Here is a 24263-nt window from a genome sequence, read left to right on the forward strand (position 1 = left end):
GGCTTACTCTGTTACGTACCACTCATTAACTTTGTAGCTGTTTAAACGTGGGTGATGAGTAAAACCTTGCAAACGGTTATTTAAAAGTACATGTTGTTCTGGATAGAATAAGAACGTGTATGGTTGCTCTTCAGCAACAATTTGGAAGATCTCAGAAATTGCTTCTGCACGCTCATCCTGATCCACAATTTTCTTGTTTGCATCTGCAAGTTCATCAACAGTCGGATTATTGTAAGAGATACTGTTTAAGCCAGCTTGATTTTCACGGGAATGCCAAATCGCTGATGGATCTGGATCAAGACCTAATCCCCATGCAAGCACAACTGCATCAAAATCACGGTTTGGAGGATTTGTTTGTTCTAAGAACGCACCCCACTCCATTTGACGAGCTTCTACTTCAATACCGATATCACCAAGCATTTGTTGAACAATAACACCAATGTCACGACGAACGACGTTACCATCATTAGAAAGGATTTCAAAAGCGAAACGCTCTCCATCTTTTTCAAGGATGCCATCAGCACCAGGCTCCCAGCCAGCTTCAGCTAAAAGCTCTTTTGCACCTTCAGGATCATAATCAAATTCAGGAGCAGAATCAGGATAAGCCCAGCTAAGAGGAGATGCCGGAGCATGCGCTACTTCTGCACGTCCTTCCATAATTTCATCAACGATAAGCTGACGATCAATAGCCATTGTTAAAGCTTGACGTACTTTAGGGTCTTGGAATAATGGACGCTCATTATTCCATCCAATGTAGTCATATCGTAATGCTAGAGTTGAAGAAATACGACCGTGGTCATATGTTTCAGCTGTAGCATATTCTGTAGCAGGCAGAATCATATGATCTGTTTCACCAGTTTCAAATAGTAATAATTCAGCGTTTGAATCCGACGCTACACGCCATGTGATTTTGTCTAAATATGGACCATCAGCAAAATAATCTTCATGAGCAACAAGCTCAATATATTGTCCATCTACATACTCAACGAATTCAAATGGACCGGCACCAATTGGGTTGTTACGGTTATATTCCATGTGCTCTTCAAGATCTGCTACAGGAACATCGTCTAGAATATGTTTAGGAAGAATTCCATAAGTAGTACGTGTAGAGAACGTAGCATCTACATCAGATAAAATGAACTTTACTGTGTAATCGTCAATGACCTCAACACTATCAAGGTATTCAAAATCACCAGCACGTGGGCCTGTGTAATCTTCGTGGATGAAGATATCGTAAGTAAACTTTACATCTTCAGCTGTAAGCTCTTCTCCATCGTGGAATAGAACACCTTCATGAATCGTATACGTATGCTCTAATCCATCTTCAGAAATCTCAGGCAATTCTGTTGCAAGGGATGGAGTTAGATTTAATTCAGGGTCAGCCTCAATAAGCTGCGCATGAATCATATCTGCTACATCACTACTAGCTGTATCTTGAATATAAAGCGGGTTGAATGTTACCGGCTCACCCGATGTGCTTAAAACGATACTTCCACCTTGTTGAGGCTCGCCGCTTGCAGCTTCCTCACCATCACCATCTTCGCCTTCACCTTCTACTGGATCTTCAACATCTGGATCTTCATCTGTTGATGCAGGCTCATCTGAACCGCCGCATGCTGCAAGTACAAGCATAAGCGCCATGACCATGCCTAACAGCACTAACAAACTTTTCTTTGTCATCGTCTTTCCCCCTAAACCTTTTTTAAGTATTTTTTCTTGCAGTCTTGCTAACATCCTACTGCTTTGCCTTTAGCCTTAGTATGTAGGCAACACCTCCCTTAATGATTAACCTTTTTCAAACATTCTTGGCTTACTTATAAAGGTGACAAGCTACAAAATGATCTTTTTTCACTTCTCTATATGCCGGCGTGACTTGCTTACACTCTTCCATCGCCATCGGACAGCGTGTATGGAACACACATCCTGTCGGCGGGTTAGATGGACTTGGAATTTCCCCTGTTAAAATAATGCGCTCACGTTTCACTTCTGTCGGGTGTGAACGAGGCACCGCTGATAAGAGCGCCTGTGTGTAAGGATGCAATGGATCAGCATATAAATCCTTCTTACTTGCTACTTCCATCATTTTCCCAAGGTACATTACACCGATTCGATCAGAAATATGTTTAACAACCCCCAGATCATGGGCAATAAATAAGTAAGTGAGTCCAAACTCATCTTGAAGATCTTTAAATAGATTCAATACCTGAGACTGAACAGACACATCAAGGGCTGATACTGGCTCATCTCCAATAATCAATTTAGGATTTAATGCCAGGGCTCGTGCAATCCCGATACGCTGACGCTGACCACCTGAAAACTCATGCGGGTAACGATTGGCGTAGGCTGGATTCAAACCAACTTTTTCCATCAAATCTTCAATGTATTCCTGCCTAGCTTTCCCTTTATACATACCGTGAACGCTTAATGGTTCACGTAAGATTGTTTGCACCGTTTTTCGCGGGTTAAGCGAAGAGAATGGATCCTGGAATACCATTTGGATATCCTTACGAAATGGATGCAGCTCTCTTTCTTTCATGTTGGAGATATCTTTTCCGTCAAAGATGATCTGACCATCAGTCGGTTCATATAGACGCATTAACGTTCGTCCGGTTGTGGACTTCCCGCAGCCAGACTCTCCTACAAGACCGAATGTTTCTCCTTTTCGAACGAAGAAGCTGATGTCATCTACTGCTTTGACATGACCCACTGTTCTTTGAAACATTCCTTTTTTGATTGGGAAATGTTTTTTCAGGCCATTTACTTCAAGCAATACATCGTTCTCTTTAGCCGCGCCAGCATCCGGGCGGTCAGTTAGTTGTGTGCTCATTGTTGCTCGCTCCTTCCTCAAACAAGAAACATCTCACCTTACGTCCCGGTTCAACCTCAAGCAGCTCAGGCTGCTCTCCTACACAGCGCGCCATAGCGTGCGGACATCGTGTGACAAAGCGGCATCCTGTAGGAAAGTTGTCCGGTGTCGGCACATTCCCGGCAATCGATGTAAGCCGATCTTTTTCATCATCAACATGCGGTACAGATTCCATTAATCCTTTTGTATAAGGATGAAGAGGCTTATCAAACAACGGAACCACATTCGCTTCTTCAACCACCTGGCCTGCATACATGACGACAACGCGGTCGGCAAGTTCAGCTACCACTCCCAAATCATGAGTAATGAGAATAATAGAAGAGTTAAATTTATCACTTAATCCTCGCATTAGATCAAGAATCTGCGCTTGAACCGTTACATCCAGTGCTGTGGTTGGCTCATCGGCAATTAATAGTTTCGGGTCACAGCTCATCGCCATTGCAATCATGACACGCTGCCTCATCCCGCCAGATAAGCGGTGCGGATAATCACGAAGAATTTCATCTACGCGAGAGAATCCAACGAGCTGCAGCATTTCACGAGCGCGCTCGTAAGCTTGTTTCTTTGAGAGCTTCTTGTGGTAGATGAGCGTTTCCATCAACTGATCTCCAACTGTAAATACAGGGTTTAATGAGGTCATCGGCTCCTGGAAGATCATTCCGATATCATTTCCACGAACCTTATACATCTTGTCTTCCCCTTGCTTGAGAAGATCCTCACCATTGAATACAATTTCTCCGCCAACGGTTTTTCCGCCCGGAGAAGGTACCAGCCGCATAAGAGATAACGTAGTCATACTCTTACCAGACCCTGATTCCCCTACAATCGCCAATGTTTCCCCTTGTTTCACTTCAAAGGACACATCATCTACAACAGGAAGCTCTTTTCCTTTTTTAAAGAAATAGGTTTTTAGATTTCGAACCTCTAGCAATGGCTTGTTTTCCACCATAACATTTACACCTCTTTATCCTAGAAGACTACATTCCAATTATGAAATAACGAGAAAGAGCTTGAATCTATTTCCCAGGTAAGCAAGAACAAGAAAATTATGAATTATCAAGAGAATTGAATACTCATTCATACCTGGTATGGACTAAAACAATCGGCCATACCCATTGTCTCAGCTGCTATTATCAACTTTTCTCATAGTTTTCTGCAAATTTAGTAAATTGGACTAACGTCATTATATGTCAATGTCATAAAGAATGCAATATTCAATCTTTTTAAAATAATTTTTCTTTGTGATAAATTCTTACAGACTTCGTAATCAAAATGTAATGAAACATTGTCCTTATGCGATTTAACAGGCTTCCAATTCGAATTGTGTAAATAAAAAAGCCATTCCTTACGAATTTATAAACAAGCTTATAGACCCATAATTGGGAGAATCAAGCAAAAAATTATATTAATATAAAGGTAAGCGTTTACATTTAATGGATGTAGATGTGTGATGTCGGACGAGTGTATACCACATTAATATGTATCGGGTGCTGGGCAGGAATAGTGCAGAGCCTGATTGCGTCAGTTGTAGCCTTTAATGCGTCTTCCCTCTCTACTTATGCGTCGCTCTCTTCTATAATTGCGTCGCTTCAGACCAATATTGCGCCTCTCTCCTCTTATTGCGTCAGTCTTCGCCGCTATTTGATCGATTTCCTGCTTATATGTAATATTTCCCTGCATTAATGCGCCGGTTGCTCCACACGCAGTGGCTTTTGTACCAAAAATCTTCCGCTACCCAAAATAAAATACCGAGTTTCTTCTATATTATAACGCGTCACATAAGTAAAGCTCCTCTGGCCTCATCGCCTAGAGGAGCTATACTCTTTAATCTAGCTTTTCATTTTCGGATCGAGCGCATCACGCAGTCCGTCTCCGATCATATTAAATCCTAGTACAACAAGCATGATCGAGAACCCTGGGAACAGCACCGTCCATGGGGCGGACTGGATGAATTGTCGTGAATCAGATAGCATCTTGCCCCACTCTGGCATCGGCGCTTGGGCACCTAAGCCGAGGAATCCAAGTGCTGCGGCTTCGAGTATCGCTGTACCGAATCCGAGCGTTGCTTGAACAATGATCGGTGCGAGACTATTTGGGAGAATATGATGGAAGATGATCCTGCCATTCTTCATCCCCTGCGCCTTGGCTGCCATAATAAATTCTTCTTCCCGCAAGCTGATGACCTTTGAACGGACCAGCCGTCCAAAAATAGGCACGTTGACAATCGCAATCGCAATCAACGCATTTTGCAATGACGGTCCTAAGATCGCAACAATTGCAATTGCTAATAGAATGCTTGGGAAAGCGAGCATAATATCGAAAATGCGAGAGATCAACATATCAATCCAGCGGCCGTAGTAGCCAGCGATCAAGCCAAGCGTCGTCCCGAAAATCAGAGCCCCTGTAACTGCAAAGAACCCGACTTGGAGGGAAAGTCTTGCCCCGTACACAATTCTCGTAAAAATATCCCGCCCAAAATCATCGGTTCCAAACCAATGTTCAGCAGAAGGACCCTGCAGGCGGTTTGACGGGTTGGTTTCAGCATAAGAGCTGCTCGTTAAAAGCGGAGCGAATATAGCAATTAAAATAAAACTAGTAATAATAATGAGCCCGACAATTGCGAGCTTATTCTTCTTCAGCTGCTTAAACGCTTCCCTCCAAGGAGAAACCGCTGTATATTGATCCTCTGGAGGGGGCGAATTAGGCTCTGGTGTCATCAACGGCTTAGCATGTTCTGTTTTCATCCGAGTCCCTCCTTAATATTTAATCCGCGGATCAATGTAGGAATACAGCAGATCAACAAATAAATTAATTAAAACAAAAATGGTCGCAACAACGAGAATTCCAGATTGAATGACCGGATAGTCACGATAATTGATGGCTTCAAAAATATAACGTCCAATTCCCGGCCAGCTGAAAATCGTCTCGGTTAAGATGGCGCCGCCTAACAGGTTCCCCGTTTGCAGACCAACCACCGTTAATACCGGAATTAATGCATTTTTCAGCGCATGTTTATAAATAACCACACCTTGTCCTGAACCTTTTGCATTGACTGTTCGAATATAATCCGAGCGAAGCACTTCAAGCATACTCGAACGGGTCATTCTTGCAATAATTGCCATCGGAATCGTGCCAAGTGCAATTCCCGGAAGAATTAAATGTTTGATCGACTCCCATGTCTTATCAAATTGCCCGCTAATGATCGTATCGAATACGTAGAGTCCGGTCGTTGAAATAATCGGATCACGCGGATTATCTCGTCCGAAAGCCGGGAGCCACCCAAGCTCTTGAGCAAAGATCCACTGCTCCATCAACGCGAGCCAAAAGATCGGCATCGACACTCCGACGAGCGCAATGAACATACTCAAATAGTCAAACCAAGAATTTTGCTTCCACGCACTGACAATACCAGCGTTGACACCAATAATAATGGCAAAAATCATTGCAAAAATCGTCAACTCGATAGTGGCTGCTAAATATGGCCAAATTTCTTCCATAATCGGTTTATTTGTTCTAAGAGACGTCCCTAAATCCCCTGTTGCCAAGTCTTTCATGTATAACCCGTATTGCACCCAGTACGGCTCATTTAGTCCAAGACGCTCTTCAAGATCAGCGATTGCTTGAGGAGAGGCTTGTTCACCAAGAATGGTTTGTGCGGGGTTTCCAGGTATTAAGTGAATGATTGAAAACGTCACGATTGTCATCCCGATTAAAACAGGAATCAACAATAATAAACGTCGCATCGCATAAGCCAGCATGATGTCACCTCGCTACTATTTAATCCTAAAAAAGGAGGAGTAGAGACGTCTCTACTCCCCACCTTTTGCTTAGTTCTCTAGTTCAACTTCATCTAATGTTTCACTTGTAGATGGGTGTGGTACATAGTTCTTCACGTTCGAGCTACCCGCTAGTGTCGGGATTGAGTGAACAAGCGGAACCATTGGAGCATCTTCATGAATCAGCTCTTGTACTTGCTCGTAAAGCTCAGCACGCACATCAAAGTCCACTTCTGTTTTTGCCTGAACAAGCAGCTCATTCACTTCTTCATTGCTGTAGAATGAACGGTTACCACCAGGGATCGCATCACCGTGTAATAGGTTTGAGAAGAAATAATCCGGGTCACCATTTACACCAGACCAGCCAAGCATGAACACGTCATGTTTACCTTGCTCTGTTTCTTCAAGATATGTTGCCCACTCTTTTGTCACGATGTTTGCCGTAATGCCGACATCAGCTAAGTTTGCTTGGATTGCTTCTGCTGCACGCTGCGGATCTGGCATGTAAGGACGAGCAACAGGCATTGTCCATAGATCAAATGTGAAGCCATCTTCAATTCCAGCTTCAGCTAAAAGTTCTTTTGCAAGCTCAGGATCATAGCTGTACTCATCAATGGCATCATTATAGCCAAGGTATCCTGGCGGGATTGTGTTTTTCGCTGTTTCTGCTAGACCGCCGTAAAGAATCGCAATTAACCCTTCTTTATCAATCGCATGGTTAAAGGCACGACGAACCACAGGATCGTTAAACGGCTCTTTATCGACATGGAAGCCTAAGTATCCAATATTATTTGTTGTACGCTCAAACACTTGCAGGCTGTCATCGCCCTCAATTTGAGCCACATCATCAGGGTTTAACCCATCCATAATATCAATTTGGCCAGAACGTAACGCTGTCAGACGAGCCGAGTTATCAGGAATCACCTGGAAGATAACGCGGTCAAGCTTCGGCAGTCCTTCTTTCCAGTAGTCTTCGTTTTTCTCTAAAATAATTGAGTCATCACGAGACCAGCTGACAAATTTAAATGGACCTGTTCCTACAGGGTTTTCATTGATTGCACTTCCATGCTCTTCAAATGCTTGAGGAGACGTAATCGCAAAGTAGCTCATCCCCATGTTTTGCAGGAATGACCCTAACGGTTGATTTAATACAAACTCAATTTCATAATCACCAAGCACGTTGATTTCTTCAATCACGTGACCCTCGTCACCTTTATAGCCGCCAAACTGCGTGCCATACACGCTGTATGTGTAGCCTTCATCAAGGAATGCATACTTATGCTCTGGGTCAGCCCAGCGCTCGAAGTTCACTTTTACAGCTTCTGCATTAAAGTCTGTTCCATCATGAAATTTCACACCCTCTTCAAGGTGGAACACAAAACGCAGACCAGAATCATCTACTTCCCAATCATGAGCAAGACCTGGACCGATTTCAAATGAATCGCGGTCAAACTCGATCAATGTCTCATAAATATTCTTTGTGACACGAGACGATTCACCATCTGTTACACTTGCATAATCTAAGCTGACAGAATCTCCACCACGGGCAAATACTAATGTTTGATCTCCTGTGGACTCACCCTCTGTGCCTTCTACTTCCTCTTCTGCCTCACCATCACTAGACTCTGGTGCCGACGTATCATCACTGCTGCATGCAGCAAGGAATAATACGAACGCAAGCAAGAGCACCATCAAAAACGACAATCGATGTTTCATGCATCATTTCCCCCTGTCTCTTCTTTGTTTTCTCTATCATTCATGCAGCGCTGCTAGTTATAAAGGTGGCAGGCTACAAAATGATCATCTCCTACATCCTGCAAGGCAGGGCGTTCGGTTTTGCAAATGTCCATGCATTCCGGACACCGCGTGTGAAACGTGCAGCCGCTTGGCGGATTCGATGGGCTTGGTACATCGCCTTCTAAAATCATCCGGTCCGCCTTCGCATCAGGGTCTGGCACAGGTACGGCTGAGAGCAGGGCTTTTGTATAAGGATGCTTCGGCTCCTCATAAAGCGCATCCTTCCCAGCAAGCTCAACCATCCGGCCAAGATACATCACCCCGACGCGGTCACTTATATGCTTAACGACACTAAGGTCATGAGCAATAAACACATACGTTAACTTAAACTCATCCTTCAAATCTTCCATCAAATTAAGAATTTGCGACTGCACCGAAACATCGAGCGCTGATACCGGCTCATCACATATGACAAGCTTCGGGTTCACCGCAAGCGCTCTAGCTATCCCAATTCGCTGCCGCTGCCCTCCGCTGAATTGATGAGGGTAACGATTCGCGTGATACGAACTGAGTCCGACCACCTCAAGAAGTTCGGCAACTTTTTTACGCCGCTCTTCCTTTGTCCCAATCCCGTGCACAAGAAGCGGCTCGCTGATAATCCGCTCAATGTTATGACGTGGATTAAGCGATGCATACGGATCTTGGAAAATAATCTGCATGTCTCGTCTGAGCTTTCTCATCTCTTCATCCGAGAGCTTTGTGACATCCCGACCTTCAAATTTCACTTCACCTTCTGTCGGCTCAATCAATCGTAAAATCGATTTACCAGTAGTCGATTTGCCGCAGCCAGACTCGCCAACAATCCCTAAGATTTCGCCTTCATAGACGGTGAAACTGACATCATCAACTGCTTTGACCTCGCCTACTTTTTTGCTTAGGAAGCCTCCGTGCACATCAAAATATTTTTTCAATCCGTTTACTTCTAAAAGTGGTTTAGCCAACGTTCTCGCTCCCTTCTGTGTCATAAAGGAAGCACCGCACCTGATGCCCGGCAGAATTCGTTAAGAGCTCAGGATCTTCTGTGATACAGCGGCCAAACGCCGATTCACAACGAGCTGCAAAACGACAGCCTTGCCTGATGCTCCCAGGCTTTGGTACACTCCCTGGAATCGAATACAGCCGCTGCTCTTTCTCATGAATCTTTGGCAGGGATTTAATCAATCCTTTTGTATAAGGATGCTTCGGCTCTTTTAGAATTGCACGAACCGTCCCTTCCTCCACCACTTTGCCTGCATACATCACAATCACTCGGTCACAGATTTCCGCAACCACACCGAGATCATGAGTGATCATCATAATCGCTGTCCCTTGCTCCTTATTTAACTTCCTCATCAAATCAAGAATCTGCGCTTGGATCGTTACATCGAGGGCGGTTGTCGGTTCATCCGCAATCAGTACTTCCGGATCACAGCTCATCGCCATCGCAATCATGACACGCTGACGCATTCCACCAGATAATTGATGCGGATACTCATCCACAATTTCATCCGCACGTGGAATCCCAACAAGCTTCAGCATATCGACCGCTTTTCTTTTCGCTTCTTTTTTAGACAGCTTTTGATGGTTGCGGATCGCCTCCATCAATTGATTGCCGATTGTAAAGAGAGGATTTAATGATGTCATCGGTTCTTGGAAAATCATCGCGATCTCATTGCCGCGAATTTTTTTCATCCGCCGTTTTGAAACGGCTGCGAGATTCTCTTCTTTAAACAGAATTTCTCCGCCAACAATTTTACCTGGAGGATTCGGCACAAGGTTCATCACTGATAAAGATGTGACACTTTTCCCGCAGCCTGACTCTCCAACTATGCCGACTACTTCTCCTTTATGTATTTTCATGCTCACATCATCCACAGCCGGAATCTCACCATTGTCTGTAAAAAAATGCGTCCGCACATTTTTAAGCTCAAGAACAACTTCAGACATTTAAATGCCTCCTTCACACATCCCTATAGAAATGTCATTTGACTTTATCGTAGAAAGATATTTATCGATAACATTATGTACACACCAAAAACACATACAAGAATAATAGATTTGTTAATTTTCAGAATTTTACTGATATATTCTAAAATATATAATATTCTGAATACAATCAAGTACTTTTTTTCTAAATTAGGCTAAATTCGTTCGCTCATTTACGACAAAATATCTATATGCTATGTGTTTCACACGCATACAAATAAACTCACTGCCATAATTTATTCATTTAATATGAATACTTTCGTACAATTTTTTCTTTACGCCCTAGCGATTATTCGCTATGATATGATAGATATGGACAAATTATTTAAAGTGAGGTATTGCCATGGCGCAATCGAGAGTGAGACGACGTAAAAGTCGTTGGAAACGAACAGTAAAGATCTTTGTATTTATAGGTCTTTTCTCCTTCTTACTAGCTGGAGCAGCCGTTACCTATTTTGCTTTTCAATTAGCAAATGCAACGACATCATCTGAAGTAGAGCTAGAACGCGGGGAGAAATCAGAGCTTCGAACTGAACCTGTAAATCCAAGTAAAGATAATATATCGATTTTATTTTTAGGATTAGATGACCGTGAAGGAAATTTAGAGGGACGCACAGATGCAATGCTTCTTGCTACCTTCAATAAAGAACTAGCATCCATCAAATTGTTAAATATACCTCGTGATTCACTTGTGGACATACCTGGCCGTAAAAACCGTGACAAAATTAATCACGCCCATGCGTACGGGGGACTCGATACAACGATCGATACGGTTGAAAATTTATTTGATATCCCAGTTGATTATTATGTAACATTAAACTTCGTTGCCTTTGTTGAAATTGTTGATGCATTAGGCGGCGTAGAAGTTGAGGTTCCATTCACATTTACAGAAATGGACAGTAATGACACGCACGGTGCCATTACATTAGAAGAAGGCACACAATTGTTAGACGGTGAAGAAGCACTTGCTTTCTCGCGTATGAGAAAAAGTGATCCACGTGGAGACTTCGGCCGCGGCGAACGTCAGCAAGAAGTCATTAAAGCCGTTATTCGTAAAGGGGCATCTTTCTCTTCCATCTCAAGCTACAATGAAGTATTGCAGAGCATTGAAGATCATATCTCAACAAACTTAAGCTTTGGAAACATTGTCGCTCTTCACTCGTATGCAAGTGAGCTGAACAATATGGATTCGATCCATATTGAAGGAGACGATCGCCGAATTAATGGCGGGTATTACTTCGAACCGAGACAAGACTCCATTGATGAGTTATCAGCAATCTTCCGTGTTCACTTAGGTTTAGTTGAACCAGAAGAGCGTGATTATGATTCATTTGATACAAACGAAGATGAAGAAACAGAATAATACAAGCGAAGGTTCATCCACCAATCTGGTGCGATGAACCTTTTTTTGAGGTTGTTTCGAGCAAATTATTAGGAAATTTTAGCAGAGTCGTCATTTTTCTTAGCAAAGCAGCAAATAATCCAGCGAAAACAGCTTTTATTTTAGCAAACGCATCAAATAAATGGAACTCTCGCTATATGCCGCAAAAAAGCCTGAGTAATCATCACGATCACTCAGGCTGTATTCATTCTTATGAAATTCGTCTTGCACTATTTTTGTTCTGAATGCGACGAACTAAATTCATCACTGGACGGTACTCATCACTTACTAAGCCGACACGCTCTGCAATCAGCTCAATAACGACCAAGCTGATAGTAATAACTAGTAATGAGATCCATAGCGTTGACATCGTAAGAACAACGGCTGCTAAACCAAAGAATGCTGTCATCGCATAAATAACTAATACAGTTTGTTTATGAGATAAACCGATGCGCAGCAAGCAGTGGTGTAAGTGCGATTTATCTGGTGCTGATAATGGTTTCTTCTGCACCACACGACGTACGATCGCAAACAGTGTATCTGAAATTGGAACAGCTAAGATAATGACAGGAATCACTAATGAGAATGCCGTAACATTTTTAAATCCTAATAATGAAATAACAGCAATCATATATCCTAAGAATAAGGCCCCTGTATCACCCATAAAGATTTTTGCCGGATTAAAGTTATGAACTAAAAATCCGAGCGTACTTCCTAATAAGATTACCCCAAGAGATGCGACAAATATATTGCCGTCTAAAATCGCAAGACCTGAAATGGTAATTAAAACAATTGATGAAACACCAGCTGCTAGACCGTCTAAGCCATCAATTAAGTTAATCGCATTCGTGATCCCGATAATCCATAAAAGCGTAATTGGTATCGCTAACCATCCTAAGTGCAATTCCCCGCCGAAAGGCAAGTTAATAAAATCTAAGCGAACTCCGTAAAATATAACGACACCTGCTGCTAATAACTGGCCAAACAATTTCCATTTAGCGGACAGCTCAATCATATCATCTAAAAATCCGGTTAAAATGATAATAAAGCTTCCGATTAGAATCGGTATCATGTAAGGACTAGCCGGTTGTAAGATGATAAAACCAATAAGAAATCCAATATATATTGCCAAACCACCTAACCTGGCCATCACTTTCTGATGGACTTTACGATGATTCGGTTGATCTGTAGCGCCAATCTTAATCGCAAATTGTTTTACGACCGGTGTAATTAAAACCGCGACGATAAAACATATCAATAATGTCCAAGCGATCATGGTTGAACCTCCTTGTTTATACGTTCTCCAAATATCATGTTTTTATTTCATACTTCTGCCTTATATATTCTGTTTTGACAAAAACTATAATACTCCTAATCTACTACCTAACGGATTATAGCACATTGTCCTAATCAAGAGAAGCGCTTTTGAAACAAAACAGTTTTCGTTACATAATTTCACAAACAAATGAGATGAAACATTTGTATTTATCAAGTTCTAATCAAAAAAACCAAGACATCAATTCGTCTTGGTCCTTTATATACCCTTTACCTAATGGAATCAACCACTAATTTAGCTGTATGGCGCGCTTCTTCTTTTGCGTGGTCTGTATATTGCTTCATTTTTTCTAAGGCTGAACGTAAATCTTCGAGCTGCTCATTCATAACAGCAACTAGCTCCATTGCTTCCCATTTTTCATTAACATGAGCCGCTACAGGCTGCTTGCAAAGTGAGGCAAATGAATCAATTTTAGGATCATATGACAACGCAACAAACGGCGTATCTACCACTGCAGCAAAGATCAATGCATGAAGCCTCATTCCAACTAGAAGATCACAATCCTCAATCCATTGAATTTTCTCTTGGATCTCCCCGTCATGCGGCATAATCTCTGCCTCATGCCTCATCAGATCTAACACATCCTTTGAGGCGTTGTGATCATGTTCACCATGCATGGGGATGAAACGGATATTATATCCGCGGTCTGCCACTTGATCAAGGGCTTTTGCAATCTCTTCTTTAAACGAGTAGTCACTTGGCCAATCACGCACCGACACAGCGATCCGCTTGATCTCACCTTTCGCTTGTTCACTACCATTAGGACGCGTGATGCCAAGCACCGGATCTGGCACAAGCTTAATTTCTTTTGTGACACCAAACTGCTTAAGCAGCTCTTCTGACTCGTGATCTCGGACAGTGAGGAGCGAACTCTTTGACACAGTGCTTTTAACAATCTTTTGATTAAACCCTTTTGAAACGGGCCCAATTCCTTGCGCATACACAAAGAATGGCTTTTTGTGCAGCTTTGCAAGCCACATAATTCCTGAGTAATAAACCACGCTCCGATTCCCAGTTTTATCTTGAAGGAGGCTCCCTCCCCCACTGATCACTCCGTCTGCGCGTTTTATGGCTGCGGAGACGTCTTTAAGCTTCCAGCGGTCCACCGCATCCACTTGGTACGTTTCTGCGGTTTTCTCAGGCTGGTTAGACAGCACGGTTAGTTTGATGTCAGGCTGTTGCTCGCGAAGCGCTGAGATAATCGAGAATAGAATTGCCTCATCCCCCACATTATCAAAGCCATAATAACCAGATAACACTAGTCTCATCTATTCATCCACCTCTTTTCAACCTGAGGGTACACATAATTTGTTATCACACGGAATATGAAGATATAGAATAAGCCAAATCCAAGGCCAAATAACAATCCGTACACACTGCGCAGACCAGATACTAACAGAGGTGTGTGCAGATGCGTGAATGTCCCTACAATTGAAGCGAAACCAAGCATTCCAATTGTTATAAAGATCGGCGCAAGCTTATTTTTCACCATCATCATGTACAAGCCTAAAATAAATATCGGGAACCCGATTAAGAATTCCGTTGTTCTCGGTCTGACGTAAAGAAGATTTTCAAGCCACTGCCTGAATTCAAGCTCATATGGAAGAGCTGTTGCAGCGTTCCCTGTACGTGTAACGTAGAAAGCTAAAATCGCGCCCACTATAGCCATGACCATTAAATGCCAATATCGTACAGGCTCATTAAGTGTCTGTCTAATAAATGTTATAAACAACACAACCCCTACAATAGCTGCAGGTGCTATAGATAATACTTTTACACCTCTGAATTCGTCTACTTTAAGGAGAAATTCAGTACCGTAAAGCATTCCAACAACCAGCCAAGCCCCAACTAAAGCGATACCGGCAGAAATAGCATACGTTATAATCAGGTGCTTCCAGTTCTTTATTCCCCTAAAATGAAGTCCGGCATAAACAGCTGCCGAAATAGCTGTCAGAAGTGCAAGACCCTTTAATGCTAGGTCTATATTAAACAATATCCCTGCTGCTGTTAAAGCAAGCCCTCCAATTCCTGCAGGCCAAATAAGGACAGGATATATTCTGTATGCCGTCAATGCAATCAGAGCAGCTGCTCCAAGTGAAACAATCAACGTAACAATAGTAGATTGAGACAAAGATCCGTATGTCTCAGCCCCGGTATTTCTATCTTCCCCTAATTGACTTTGAAGTTCATTTAGCATCTCTGTTGTGTAATGGAAGCCTTGCTGTGCTTCTCCCGGGTGGTGATATGTTTGTAAAGTACCGCCAGGACGTGCTAATGGATTAACAAAAAGCATTCGAATATTACGTTCTTTATAGCCACGAATTCCTTTATCCAGCTCTTCTTGATATTTTGGTTCATTTCCTTTACCCAGCTCCATGCTGAACAAACGCACAACATCTTCTTCTTTATTCCCAACGCGAAGAAGGGATCCCATGCCGCGCTGATCATTAAAATCAATCTTTACAATGTTATAACCATACTCATTAAGAGCATCTGTAAAGGTTCTTATTTGTTCTGGTTCATTGAAACCTACAACATCATTTCCAGAAAACAATATTTTATCTGCTTGATAATCAACTGCTAACCTTTCTAACTGGTCATAAATAAAATGATTTTCATGCTGAATCGTTGGAAACCTGTTAGGTAATCTTGGGATGATCTCCATTCCTGCATCGTAAACTAAATCAATTGCTTCAAAATCAAACGTAATAGGCATTGCCGCTAAACTTACTTCATAAGGAAGAAAAAGAATTCGATCTTCACCATACTCAAACTCTTCCACTTCATATTGCGTGAGAAAAATTTCATCCTCATACATTAGTTCATAATGATTATTGTAAGCCTCTTTGATGAGGTCAATATAAGGGCTCTCATCATCTAAAATTCGAATATACTGCCCGTTATATTCAGAAAGCTCATCCTTCGCCTCTGGGTGGTCATGGATAATTTCAGGGCGTGATTTCCTCTCAAATTCTCCCTCTAATACTAAGTCCCAAATCGTAAGAGGCTCAAAGCTCATCGAGGACAGCCCACTATCTCTTAACTGTTCAAGTATTTCTTCTTCCGTCATCATTTCATCAAGCATTAACGGCCACTGCTCGTATTGATCATAGGCCATCGTAATCTCATAACTTTTATTGCTCTCTTCAACGTTCACTCGATCAATAATTGATGGTGTTGATACGAGCAACGCAATCACAATCAGCGCCCACGCTATTTTCTTAACCAACGGTAACACCCTTCCTTTTCCTTATTTACGTCTATTCAGTTTAGAAAGAAGCGGGAGCGATGATGCGATCTCATCGTCAATTGCTTTCGTTCCAATTAAAATAACAACATATATGATGGCACCTATAACTACCCCGGCTGCCACAAACAGCATCGCGTTCAAACGAGTCCATAGCTCCACCTGTAAATAATCGACTGCAAATAACAGCACTGCCCCCATGACGACACTCGCTAAGGCATATAACGCATGCGACCGGCGTACAACGGGGAATGGCAATGTACGGTATAAGATGTACACATTTAAAATGGTGATCGCCACATACACGATTAATGTTGAAATCGCGGCCCCGATCATTCCGTACTGGGCAACTAAAATAATATTTAGAACAAATTTAACAGCAGAACACATAAGTACAATAATTGCAGCGGCAAATTCGCGGTTAGCCCCTTGCAGCATCCCCGTTGTTAAGACAGAGAATGAAGTGAATAATGCACTTACGGATAAAATGAAAATAACATCACTGCCGAGCACATCTCCAAATAACGCATAGTTAATCGGGACAGTCAGCGCAGCAAGGCCCATCGCTGCAGGCCAAGCCGTTAAATGAGTAATCGTATTTCCTCGATCAACAATCATAGAAGCTCTATCTTTATCATTTGTCGCAAGCGCTTTTGTAATCGCAGGGATCAATGGTAAAATCAGGGCGCTCGCAAATACGACAGCCATCTGCACCAACGCTTGTCCACGTCCAAAAGTTGTTCCGTAAATATGAGCGACTTCTGATTCGGTATTTCCTAGAGCACTTAACTGCCTAGGAATCGTTAGCGAATCAACGACATTTAACAGCGCCATCGTTAACGCACCGAAACAAATCGGCAAGGCCACGATCAAAATCCGTTTAGCCCAATGTGAGAATGTTCCCTTGTTCATTTTGGTCGCGGTTTTAATAGGCTTGCGTCTTGCAAATATCACTTTTAAATAAACGAGTGAGGCAAGGACCCCGACAACGGATCCAATCATGACACCTGCCGACACAACCTCGGGGGCAAATGCTTGAACCGTTAAGTAATAAGCGGCCACAATAATGATAAACACACGCACAAACTGCTCTAACACTTGAGAAACCGCAGTAGGCACCATATCCTCATACCCTTGGAAAAAACCGCGGTAGACAGCCATATACGGCGCAAAGATCAGCGTCACTGACACGGCTAGGATCGAATACGTCATCAACGATCCGCCTAGGAAGCCTGCGATCCATTCGGCCAGCACAAACATTAAGATAAAACTGATCACGCCGAATACCATTCCTAAAATCGTTGCCGTCCGGTAGATGAAATACACATCGTTATCTCGGCCCTTCGCTCTCGCTTCAGAAATCAGCTTCGAGATCGCAAGTGGAATCCCAGCTACTGTGATAATTAAAATCGACATATACACAGGGTAGACAACACTGAAAATACCAAGCACTTCATCCCCTGCAATGTTTTGCAGAGGAATCCGAAACACGCTTCCTAATAGTTTCGATAAAAAGGTAGCAATCGTAAGCAGGATTGCCCCTTTTAACAAGCTCGATTTACTCATTTTTTCGCCCTTCTCTTCTCACGCAGCACTTTGCCTGCAAAGATAGGCAGCGCAAGCATCCTCTTCCATCTAGAAGGCTGCTTTACGAGGCGGTAAAACCATTCAAGATGAACCTTCTGCCAAAACTCAGGAGCTCGCTGTACCTCACCTGCCAGCACATCAAAGCTTCCGCCAATCCCCATGAAAAGCCCCTTATCAAATTGGTCCATCCGCTCTGCAATCCATTTTTCCTGACGCGGAAATCCTAATGCAAGAAAAACCATATCCGGCTTCTTTTCTTTTATTTCATCTTCAATCGTCGTCTCTGACCAATCAAAGAATCCATGATGAGAACCTGCAATAACTACATTCGGGAACTGACGATTTATTTCTGCAATTGTCTTTTGCAGAACTTCATCCTTTGCCCCTAATAAATAGATTGAATATGACTTCTCATTTGCAAGTGCGAGCAGGTCCATAAATGTATCAAACCCCGTCACTCGCTCTGGAAGCGGATGACCTAGCATACCGGCTGCTTTCACTACACCGATTCCGTCTGCTGTTATATAGGTCGCACGATCAAGATACTCTCTGTACGTCTTATCTTCATATGCATGAAGCACAATTTCAGGATTAGCTGTTACGACAAATGTTTTATCTTCCTTATTAAGATGCTCACCGAGGCGAGCCACAAATTGATCTTTAGTCGTGTTAATAAAAGGAACGCCAAGAACTTCAACAAATCGTTCTGACAAAGTCAATCACCAACTTCTGTATTTTTATGGAACATAGATGTTACTACATAATACTCCTAGCAAATCATATCAAAAAACAACAAAGGATGGAATTACCTTTTCAAATCATTCATGATTTCACCAAATCCCCCAAAATAATTTCCTTATATTTCTACATACTTCTATTATCTTCTACTCTATTAAACAATCGGCGCATCATGTTATACTAGGAAATGATGACAAATTAAGGAGAGAACGTTATGTTACGCTCAATTAAAAAGCTGATTGGTGACTCTCAGCAGCGAAAAATAAAGTCATATGAAAAAGTGGTAGCGAAGATCAATGAACTCGAGCCACATATGGAAAAGCTGTCAGATGAAGAATTACGTCAAAAAACTTCCCTATTTAAGGAACAAATACAAAACGGTACCTCTATTAATGAATTAAAAGCAGAAGCTTTCGCTGTGGTCCGTGAAGCCTCAAAGCGCGTCCTTGGGCTGCGCCATTATGATTCACAATTAATCGGAGGCTTGGCATTAAGTGAAGGAAATATCTCAGAAATGCCAACAGGAGAAGGAAAAACACTTGTTGCCTCTCTTCCAAGTTACTTACGTGCCCTTGAAGGAAAAGGTGTCCATGTTATCACTGTAAATGAATACCTTGCAAGTCGTGACCGTGAAATTATCGGACCGGTTCATGAGTTCCTTGGCTTAAAAGTTGGGTTAAACGTTCCAATGATCTCACCAGAAGAGAAGAAACTAGCTTATGACGCTGATATTACATATGGTGTCGGAAATGAGTTTGGATTCGACTATTTAAGAGGGAACATGGTCTATGCAACAAGCCAGCGTGTACAGCGCCCTTATCATTTCGCCATAATTGATGAGATTGATTCGGTTTTAATTGATGAAGCAAAGACTCCGCTTATCATTGCTGCGAAAACGCAAGTAAGTCCTAACCTTTATCATATTTGTGCAAAAGTGGCACGCAGCTTCAAAGAAAATGATGACTATATGTACGACCCTCTTCTTAAAGCCGCAAGCTTAACCGATAACGGTATCACAAAGATTGAACGTGCTTTTGGAGTCGATAATCTATATGACCTTGAGCACCACACGCTTTATCACTTTATGATACAAGCCTTACGTGCACGGGTGATGTTTAAGCTAGATGTAGACTACATTGTAAAAGAGGGCGAAATTCAGCTCGTTGATATGTTCACAGGCCGTATTATGGAAGGCAGAACATTCAGCGATGGTCTGCATCAAGCTCTTGAAGCCAAAGAAGGCCTTGAAATTACTGAAGAAAACAAAACTCAAGCTTCGATCACGATTCAAAACTACTTCCGTATGTACCCTAACCTTTGCGGGATGACAGGTACAGCTAAAACGGAAGAACGTGAATTTAGAATGGTATACGGCATGGATGTTATTCAAGTACCAACCAATAAGCCGCGCATCCGTGAAGACCGTAATGATCTTGTATTTGCAACGAGCGAAGATAAGTATAAGGCAGTTGCAGCAGAAGTGGAAGAACGCCATAAAACAGGACAGCCTGTCTTAATTGGTACAACATCAATCATTCAATCAGAAACAATGGCGAGCTACCTTGATGACAAAAAGATTCCTTATGAACTTCTTAACGCGAAGAGTGTGGAAAAAGAAGTCCAGTTGATCTCTCTTGCCGGTCAAAAAAATCAAGTGACGATTGCAACAAACATGGCAGGCCGCGGGACAGATATTATGCTGGGCCAGGGTGTCCATGAGCTCGGTGGACTGTATGTAATCGGTACCGAGCGCCATGAAAGCAAGCGAATCGATAACCAATTAAGAGGACGCTCCGGACGACAAGGTGATCCAGGCGAATCTCAATTCATCATCTCCATTGAAGACGAACTTTTATTGCGCTTTGGCGGAGAAATGATTGAAGCATTTAAAGAAGAGATAAAAACGGACGACAACGGACTAGTCCAAAATGAAAACATAAACAAATTAGTTGATAAAATTCAGAAGATGTCTGAGGACCATAACTACTCAGCTCGTGAGTACACATTAAAGCTTGATGACATTATTAATGAACAGCGGGAAGTTATTTACAAGCTTCGTAATAAACTGCTGGAGTCAGAGAATAACTTTGACACGGTACGCGAAATGATTGATACGACGTGGAAAGACTACGTGGATCATTATTGTGCAGACGAGCTTCTTCCTGAAGAATGGAATCTTGAGGAACTAACTCAGCGCATTCAATTAATCCTGCCTACGTTTAAAGGATTTACTCAACGCCCTGATGAGAAAAAGGAAGTACAAGCATATATCACTGCGACATACGAGCAATTTATAGGTGACGTTGAACCGCTGCATGAGCAGGAAAAAATCCGTATCCAAATCGATCGAATTTTACTATCTAACCTAGACATACATTGGACGCAGCATCTTGAAGAAATGAACCGCTTAAAAGAAGGAATTGGTCTGCGCAGCTACGGTCAAGAAGATCCGATGCGCATCTACACACGTGAAGGATTCGAGCTTTTCACCATGATGTACAAGACCTTACAGCGTAATTCAAGCATCCAGTACTCAAAAATGACTACTCGTTATTTAAGTGTAACCACCAAGGAGGACTAATCTAGCATGCTACCATTTTTCAACAAAAATAAAGACAACAAGCCAAAACTAGAAGGAAAAGAAAGTGCTGTTTCAACTGAAGAATTATTAAATGAAACAAGCGAAGAATCAGCGGATGAATCAATCTCAACCGCTTTATCGATTCACCCAGCCTGGAATGTAGCAAAAGAAGATCAATATGCGTTTCAATTCCTTAACATGGAGCTTGAAGATTTAAAGCCTAATCAATTATCTCTATCTGGAATAAGCTTAATGCAAGTGGAAGAAGATCAATTCCGCGCTTCTGCTTTTATTAGAAGCAGTCTTGACAAAGCGATCCAGCTGCAAGAAGTAACCCTTGTTCTTCTAGATGAAAAGGATCAAGTATTAGGACGTAAGGCGTTTGATTTAAGTGAAGTAGGAGAAATCCCTGCAAGAAGCAGCCGCCCTTGGCATTTTTTCTTCACAACTAAGGATTTATTTACTACAGATCTACCGGCTTCTGGCTGGAAGCTTGCGTTCCAACTTAATCCATCAGCACGAAAGCATTCACTAGAGCTAGCAGACTCATGGAAAAAATCTCTAGCGAAAGAAAGCAAACAGAAGCTAGAAGAAATGGTTGAAAACCTAGAGCCTCCTAAAAAAGGTGAGGTTAATTTCATGGGACTTCAAGCAAAGAAACAAGAAACAGGTGACTTGCATATTACTATGCTTGTCCGCAACGGAAGTGAAAAAACGATCAACCTTGAGCAGATTCCTTTAAATGTTGAGGATGCAACAGGTGAAGTTGTTGCGACCGGCGGATTTAAGTTAGAGGACTTTAAAGTGAGCGCTAATACTAGTAAGCCATGGACATTCATTTTCCCTAAATCAATGGTCAAAAAGGATACACCAGACCTAAGTAAGTGGAAAGCTTACCCACCAAACCAAAAATAATGAAGAAACTCCCCGCCGTAGCGGGGAGTTTTTGTGTTAGGCCAAGGTGACATGCTAGGCGGCCTCAGATGATTGGGCCGATTCAGCTCACTTATGCGCCTGTCTCAGAGCTAATTGAGCGGCTCTCTCACTTTATTGCGTTCGTTCACCTGTTAATTGCGTCACTCCGGCTTTTATGCGTCGGTTCAACCTGATATTGCGTCGCTCGCTGCTGCTTATGCGTCCATTCTAGCTATAATTGCGCCGGTTGACTTCACTCCCCGATTGACCTCACGCGCCGGCACACCACGCCTCACGCCACAGCACCAAAAAACCGCCGACTCCCATCGGCGGTTCACATCCTTACTTATAATAATCCACAACACCTTCTAAAATCGCTTCAGCAGATCGTTGACGGAACGAATCCGTCTTCAGCTTAGCTGCATCTTGCGAGTTAGAAATAAACGCGAGCTCGAGCAATACGCTTGGCATTCTTGCTTGTCTTATGACTTGGAAGCCGGCTGTCTTAACTCCTCGGTCGCGCGTACCTAATTTATCAATGAGATGGCCATGAATCGCGTGAGCAAGCTTCTCGCTTCCGGCTGAGGCATAGGTTGCATCCCAATACGTTTCTGTCCCATTGGCAGAAGTTGCGGTGGCAGCATTGGCATGGATGCTAATAAACAAATCCGCATTCGCATCATTGGCTACTTTCACGCGGTCAGATAAAGTCGGGTACACATCCGTGTCTCTCGTCATAATCACATGAGCACCAGCAGCCAGCAAGAGCTTCTCTGCACGCTGAGCCACATCTAGAGCAATCTCCTTTTCCTGCAATCCGTTCCCGACTGCCCCAGGGTCACTTCCGCCATGGCCAGGATCGATCACAATCTTCTTCCCTGATAAAGAACCGCCTTGACGAACGGGACTAACGTTTATAATTAACTCTGCTGTTGTATGAGATATGGAGGCCTGGTATCCATCTGCTACCCTGAACGACATCCCTTTTCCTGCTGATTGATTAACAGCCGATACTTGACTCATTCCATTAACAGATGATGCTACGATCGGCATCTCAGCAGCATTGGTTGTAATCGTTCGCAGCGTTCCGTTTTGTTGATGCGATGTATTGACGACACCACCAATTTTCGCCCATGAAAGAGTAGTCACATCCCCGACTTTCGTTACTTTAGGTTGGCCTAACAGACGCTTTTGGACACCATTTTGATACAGATCTAAATAATAGGAATGAACATAGGCATCTCTGCCATTAAAAGTGATTTTAGCCCAACGGTCATCAAAGCTATGTACTTCTACTGTTTGTCCGCTTGTTAAACGCCCTAAGGAAGCATGACTAGTATCAGGTCCCGAGCGCACATTTAATGTATCAGCTCGTGCAACAGTCCCGCTATACACACCAGTTGAACCTGCACTTTGTGTTTCTCTTGTAATTCTTACTTCACGAGCTTGCTGATTCCAGTTTACATCCGCTCCAAAGGTTTCTGAAAAGAAACGAAGAGGTATAACTGTACGTTGTTCAAATAAATGAGGTGCTGGTGAAACAGTCACCGAACGGTTATTTACAATCGTATTCGTATTATCTAAAGTAAATAATACTTCTGTGCCTCGATCTGATGCCCATACTTGTCTTTCTTGATGACGCCATTTGACATCTATATCTAATGCTTCTCCTATCGCTCTAAAAGGCAGCAACACTCGATTATCAATCATTGGTACCTGTGAGATATCCAGATCCAGCCTCTCACCATTCACAAATATTTTAATATCACCGTTGGCAGGCTGTTGGGTAGATGACACTCTTATGTAATCTTGATGAACATAACCTTTTTGATTTCCATATGTAATCTCATACCATGATGGAACAGATCTTAGAATCACTACTTTGTCATTTACTTTTAGTGAGCCGATAGAGTTGGCTTGAGAAGATGGTTCAGCTCTCACATGCAATGAGGTAGCTGTTACAACTCCCTCTTTTGATGAAGCATCAACTGTTTCAAGAGGGCTGAATACAGAAACGAGAATAAACATAAGTAAAAAGACTATACTGCGTTTAGTCATAGGAATATATACCCCC

General features: G+C 42.6%; 17 protein-coding genes. 3 read left to right on the plus strand and 14 right to left on the minus strand.

Annotated elements, in window-relative coordinates; all coding sequences use genetic code 11:
• Positions 1-3 precede the first annotated feature (3 nt).
• From BPOF4_RS17100 to BPOF4_RS17135, 8 genes are all read right to left on the minus strand, one after another.
• Positions 4-1680: a peptide-binding protein gene (locus tag BPOF4_RS17100; protein WP_012960481.1), complete on the minus strand. Its 1677-nt coding sequence runs from the start codon at positions 1678-1680 to the stop codon at positions 4-6.
• A 130-nt stretch (positions 1681-1810) separates the two neighbouring features.
• Positions 1811-2827, minus strand: a complete 1017-nt coding sequence (locus BPOF4_RS17105) for an ABC transporter ATP-binding protein (RefSeq protein WP_012960482.1) — start codon at positions 2825-2827, stop codon at positions 1811-1813.
• The gene (locus tag BPOF4_RS17110) at positions 2808-3815 is read right to left on the minus strand and encodes an ABC transporter ATP-binding protein (RefSeq protein WP_012960483.1); all 1008 of its coding nucleotides are present in this window, start codon (positions 3813-3815) and stop codon (positions 2808-2810) included. Before BPOF4_RS17110 ends, BPOF4_RS17105 begins: the two co-directional genes overlap by 20 nt.
• A gap of 880 nt (positions 3816-4695) precedes the next feature.
• The gene (gene nikC / locus BPOF4_RS17115; protein WP_012960484.1) at positions 4696-5610 is read right to left on the minus strand and encodes a nickel transporter permease; all 915 of its coding nucleotides are present in this window, start codon (positions 5608-5610) and stop codon (positions 4696-4698) included.
• A gap of 12 nt (positions 5611-5622) precedes the next feature.
• Positions 5623-6624 (minus strand): ABC transporter permease, encoded by a 1002-nt coding sequence (locus tag BPOF4_RS17120; RefSeq protein ID WP_012960485.1) that lies wholly within the window; start codon positions 6622-6624, stop codon positions 5623-5625.
• A 69-nt stretch (positions 6625-6693) separates the two neighbouring features.
• A complete protein-coding gene (locus BPOF4_RS17125) occupies positions 6694-8358 on the minus strand; it encodes an ABC transporter substrate-binding protein (protein WP_012960486.1) in 1665 nt (554 codons plus the stop codon).
• A gap of 53 nt (positions 8359-8411) precedes the next feature.
• Positions 8412-9380: an ABC transporter ATP-binding protein gene (locus BPOF4_RS17130; protein WP_012960487.1), complete on the minus strand. Its 969-nt coding sequence runs from the start codon at positions 9378-9380 to the stop codon at positions 8412-8414.
• On the minus strand, positions 9373-10365 hold the full coding sequence (locus BPOF4_RS17135; RefSeq protein ID WP_012960488.1) for an ABC transporter ATP-binding protein: 993 nt from the start codon (positions 10363-10365) through the stop codon (positions 9373-9375). The genes BPOF4_RS17130 and BPOF4_RS17135 overlap by 8 nt, the downstream gene beginning before the upstream one ends.
• A gap of 382 nt (positions 10366-10747) precedes the next feature.
• Between BPOF4_RS17135 and BPOF4_RS17140 the strand changes: the two genes are divergently transcribed.
• Positions 10748-11767 carry an LCP family protein gene (locus tag BPOF4_RS17140; protein WP_012960489.1) on the plus strand — a complete coding sequence of 340 codons (1020 nt, stop codon included), beginning with the start codon at positions 10748-10750 and terminating at the stop codon, positions 11765-11767.
• Positions 11768-11996: 229 nt separating this feature from the next.
• Here the strand turns inward: BPOF4_RS17140 and BPOF4_RS17145 are convergent, their stop codons facing one another.
• The 5 genes from BPOF4_RS17145 to BPOF4_RS17165 all read right to left on the minus strand — a co-directional run bounded on the left by BPOF4_RS17145 (position 11997) and on the right by BPOF4_RS17165 (position 18668).
• The gene (locus BPOF4_RS17145) at positions 11997-13061 is read right to left on the minus strand and encodes a glycosyltransferase family 4 protein (RefSeq protein WP_012960490.1); all 1065 of its coding nucleotides are present in this window, start codon (positions 13059-13061) and stop codon (positions 11997-11999) included.
• 269 nt (positions 13062-13330) lie between these two features.
• Positions 13331-14389 (minus strand): polysaccharide pyruvyl transferase CsaB, encoded by a 1059-nt coding sequence (gene csaB / locus BPOF4_RS17150; protein ID WP_012960491.1) that lies wholly within the window; start codon positions 14387-14389, stop codon positions 13331-13333.
• Complete coding sequence (locus BPOF4_RS17155; RefSeq protein ID WP_012960492.1) at positions 14386-16350, minus strand: DUF5693 family protein; 1965 nt, start codon at positions 16348-16350, stop codon at positions 14386-14388. The genes csaB and BPOF4_RS17155 overlap by 4 nt, the downstream gene beginning before the upstream one ends.
• Before the next feature lie 21 nt (positions 16351-16371).
• Positions 16372-17934, minus strand: coding sequence for a putative polysaccharide biosynthesis protein (locus BPOF4_RS17160; RefSeq protein ID WP_012960493.1), 1563 nt, complete (start codon positions 17932-17934; stop codon positions 16372-16374).
• A complete protein-coding gene (locus BPOF4_RS17165) occupies positions 17931-18668 on the minus strand; it encodes a WecB/TagA/CpsF family glycosyltransferase (RefSeq protein WP_012960494.1) in 738 nt (245 codons plus the stop codon). The genes BPOF4_RS17160 and BPOF4_RS17165 overlap by 4 nt, the downstream gene beginning before the upstream one ends.
• Positions 18669-18907: 239 nt before the next feature.
• On the opposite strand from BPOF4_RS17165, the gene secA2 reads away from it, so the two are divergent.
• The gene (secA2, locus tag BPOF4_RS17170; RefSeq protein WP_012960495.1) at positions 18908-21274 is read left to right on the plus strand and encodes an accessory Sec system translocase SecA2; all 2367 of its coding nucleotides are present in this window, start codon (positions 18908-18910) and stop codon (positions 21272-21274) included.
• Positions 21275-21280: 6 nt separating this feature from the next.
• Entirely contained in the window at positions 21281-22189 is a 909-nt protein-coding gene (locus tag BPOF4_RS17175) for an accessory Sec system S-layer assembly protein (RefSeq protein ID WP_012960496.1), read from the plus strand.
• 342 nt (positions 22190-22531) lie between these two features.
• Here BPOF4_RS17175 and BPOF4_RS21290 read toward each other — a convergent pair whose 3' ends face one another.
• Complete coding sequence (locus tag BPOF4_RS21290; protein WP_012960497.1) at positions 22532-24247, minus strand: N-acetylmuramoyl-L-alanine amidase; 1716 nt, start codon at positions 24245-24247, stop codon at positions 22532-22534.
• Positions 24248-24263: the final 16 nt, after the last annotated feature.

Origin of the sequence: Alkalihalophilus pseudofirmus OF4, assembly GCF_000005825.2 — a bacterium.
Lineage (GTDB): Bacteria > Bacillota > Bacilli > Bacillales > Bacillaceae_D > Alkalihalophilus > Alkalihalophilus pseudofirmus.

Bases quoted from the DNA above. Each gene is read 5' to 3' on its own strand.
- BPOF4_RS17100 (WP_012960481.1), bottom strand. From the start codon at position 1,680: ATGACAAAGAAAAGTTTGTTAGTGCTGTTAGGCATGGTCATGGCGCTT.
- BPOF4_RS17105 (WP_012960482.1), bottom strand. From the start codon at position 2,827: ATGAGCACACAACTAACTGACCGCCCGGATGCTGGCGCGGCTAAAGAG.
- BPOF4_RS17110 (WP_012960483.1), bottom strand. From the start codon at position 3,815: ATGGTGGAAAACAAGCCATTGCTAGAGGTTCGAAATCTAAAAACCTAT.
- nikC (WP_012960484.1), bottom strand. From the start codon at position 5,610: ATGAAAACAGAACATGCTAAGCCGTTGATGACACCAGAGCCTAATTCG.
- BPOF4_RS17120 (WP_012960485.1), bottom strand. From the start codon at position 6,624: ATGCTGGCTTATGCGATGCGACGTTTATTATTGTTGATTCCTGTTTTA.
- BPOF4_RS17125 (WP_012960486.1), bottom strand. From the start codon at position 8,358: ATGAAACATCGATTGTCGTTTTTGATGGTGCTCTTGCTTGCGTTCGTA.
- BPOF4_RS17135 (WP_012960488.1), bottom strand. From the start codon at position 10,365: ATGTCTGAAGTTGTTCTTGAGCTTAAAAATGTGCGGACGCATTTTTTT.
- BPOF4_RS17140 (WP_012960489.1), top strand. From the start codon at position 10,748: ATGGCGCAATCGAGAGTGAGACGACGTAAAAGTCGTTGGAAACGAACA.
- BPOF4_RS17145 (WP_012960490.1), bottom strand. From the start codon at position 13,061: ATGATCGCTTGGACATTATTGATATGTTTTATCGTCGCGGTTTTAATT.
- csaB (WP_012960491.1), bottom strand. From the start codon at position 14,389: ATGAGACTAGTGTTATCTGGTTATTATGGCTTTGATAATGTGGGGGAT.
- BPOF4_RS17160 (WP_012960493.1), bottom strand. From the start codon at position 17,934: ATGAGTAAATCGAGCTTGTTAAAAGGGGCAATCCTGCTTACGATTGCT.
- secA2 (WP_012960495.1), top strand. From the start codon at position 18,908: ATGTTACGCTCAATTAAAAAGCTGATTGGTGACTCTCAGCAGCGAAAA.
- BPOF4_RS17175 (WP_012960496.1), top strand. From the start codon at position 21,281: ATGCTACCATTTTTCAACAAAAATAAAGACAACAAGCCAAAACTAGAA.
- BPOF4_RS21290 (WP_012960497.1), bottom strand. From the start codon at position 24,247: ATGACTAAACGCAGTATAGTCTTTTTACTTATGTTTATTCTCGTTTCT.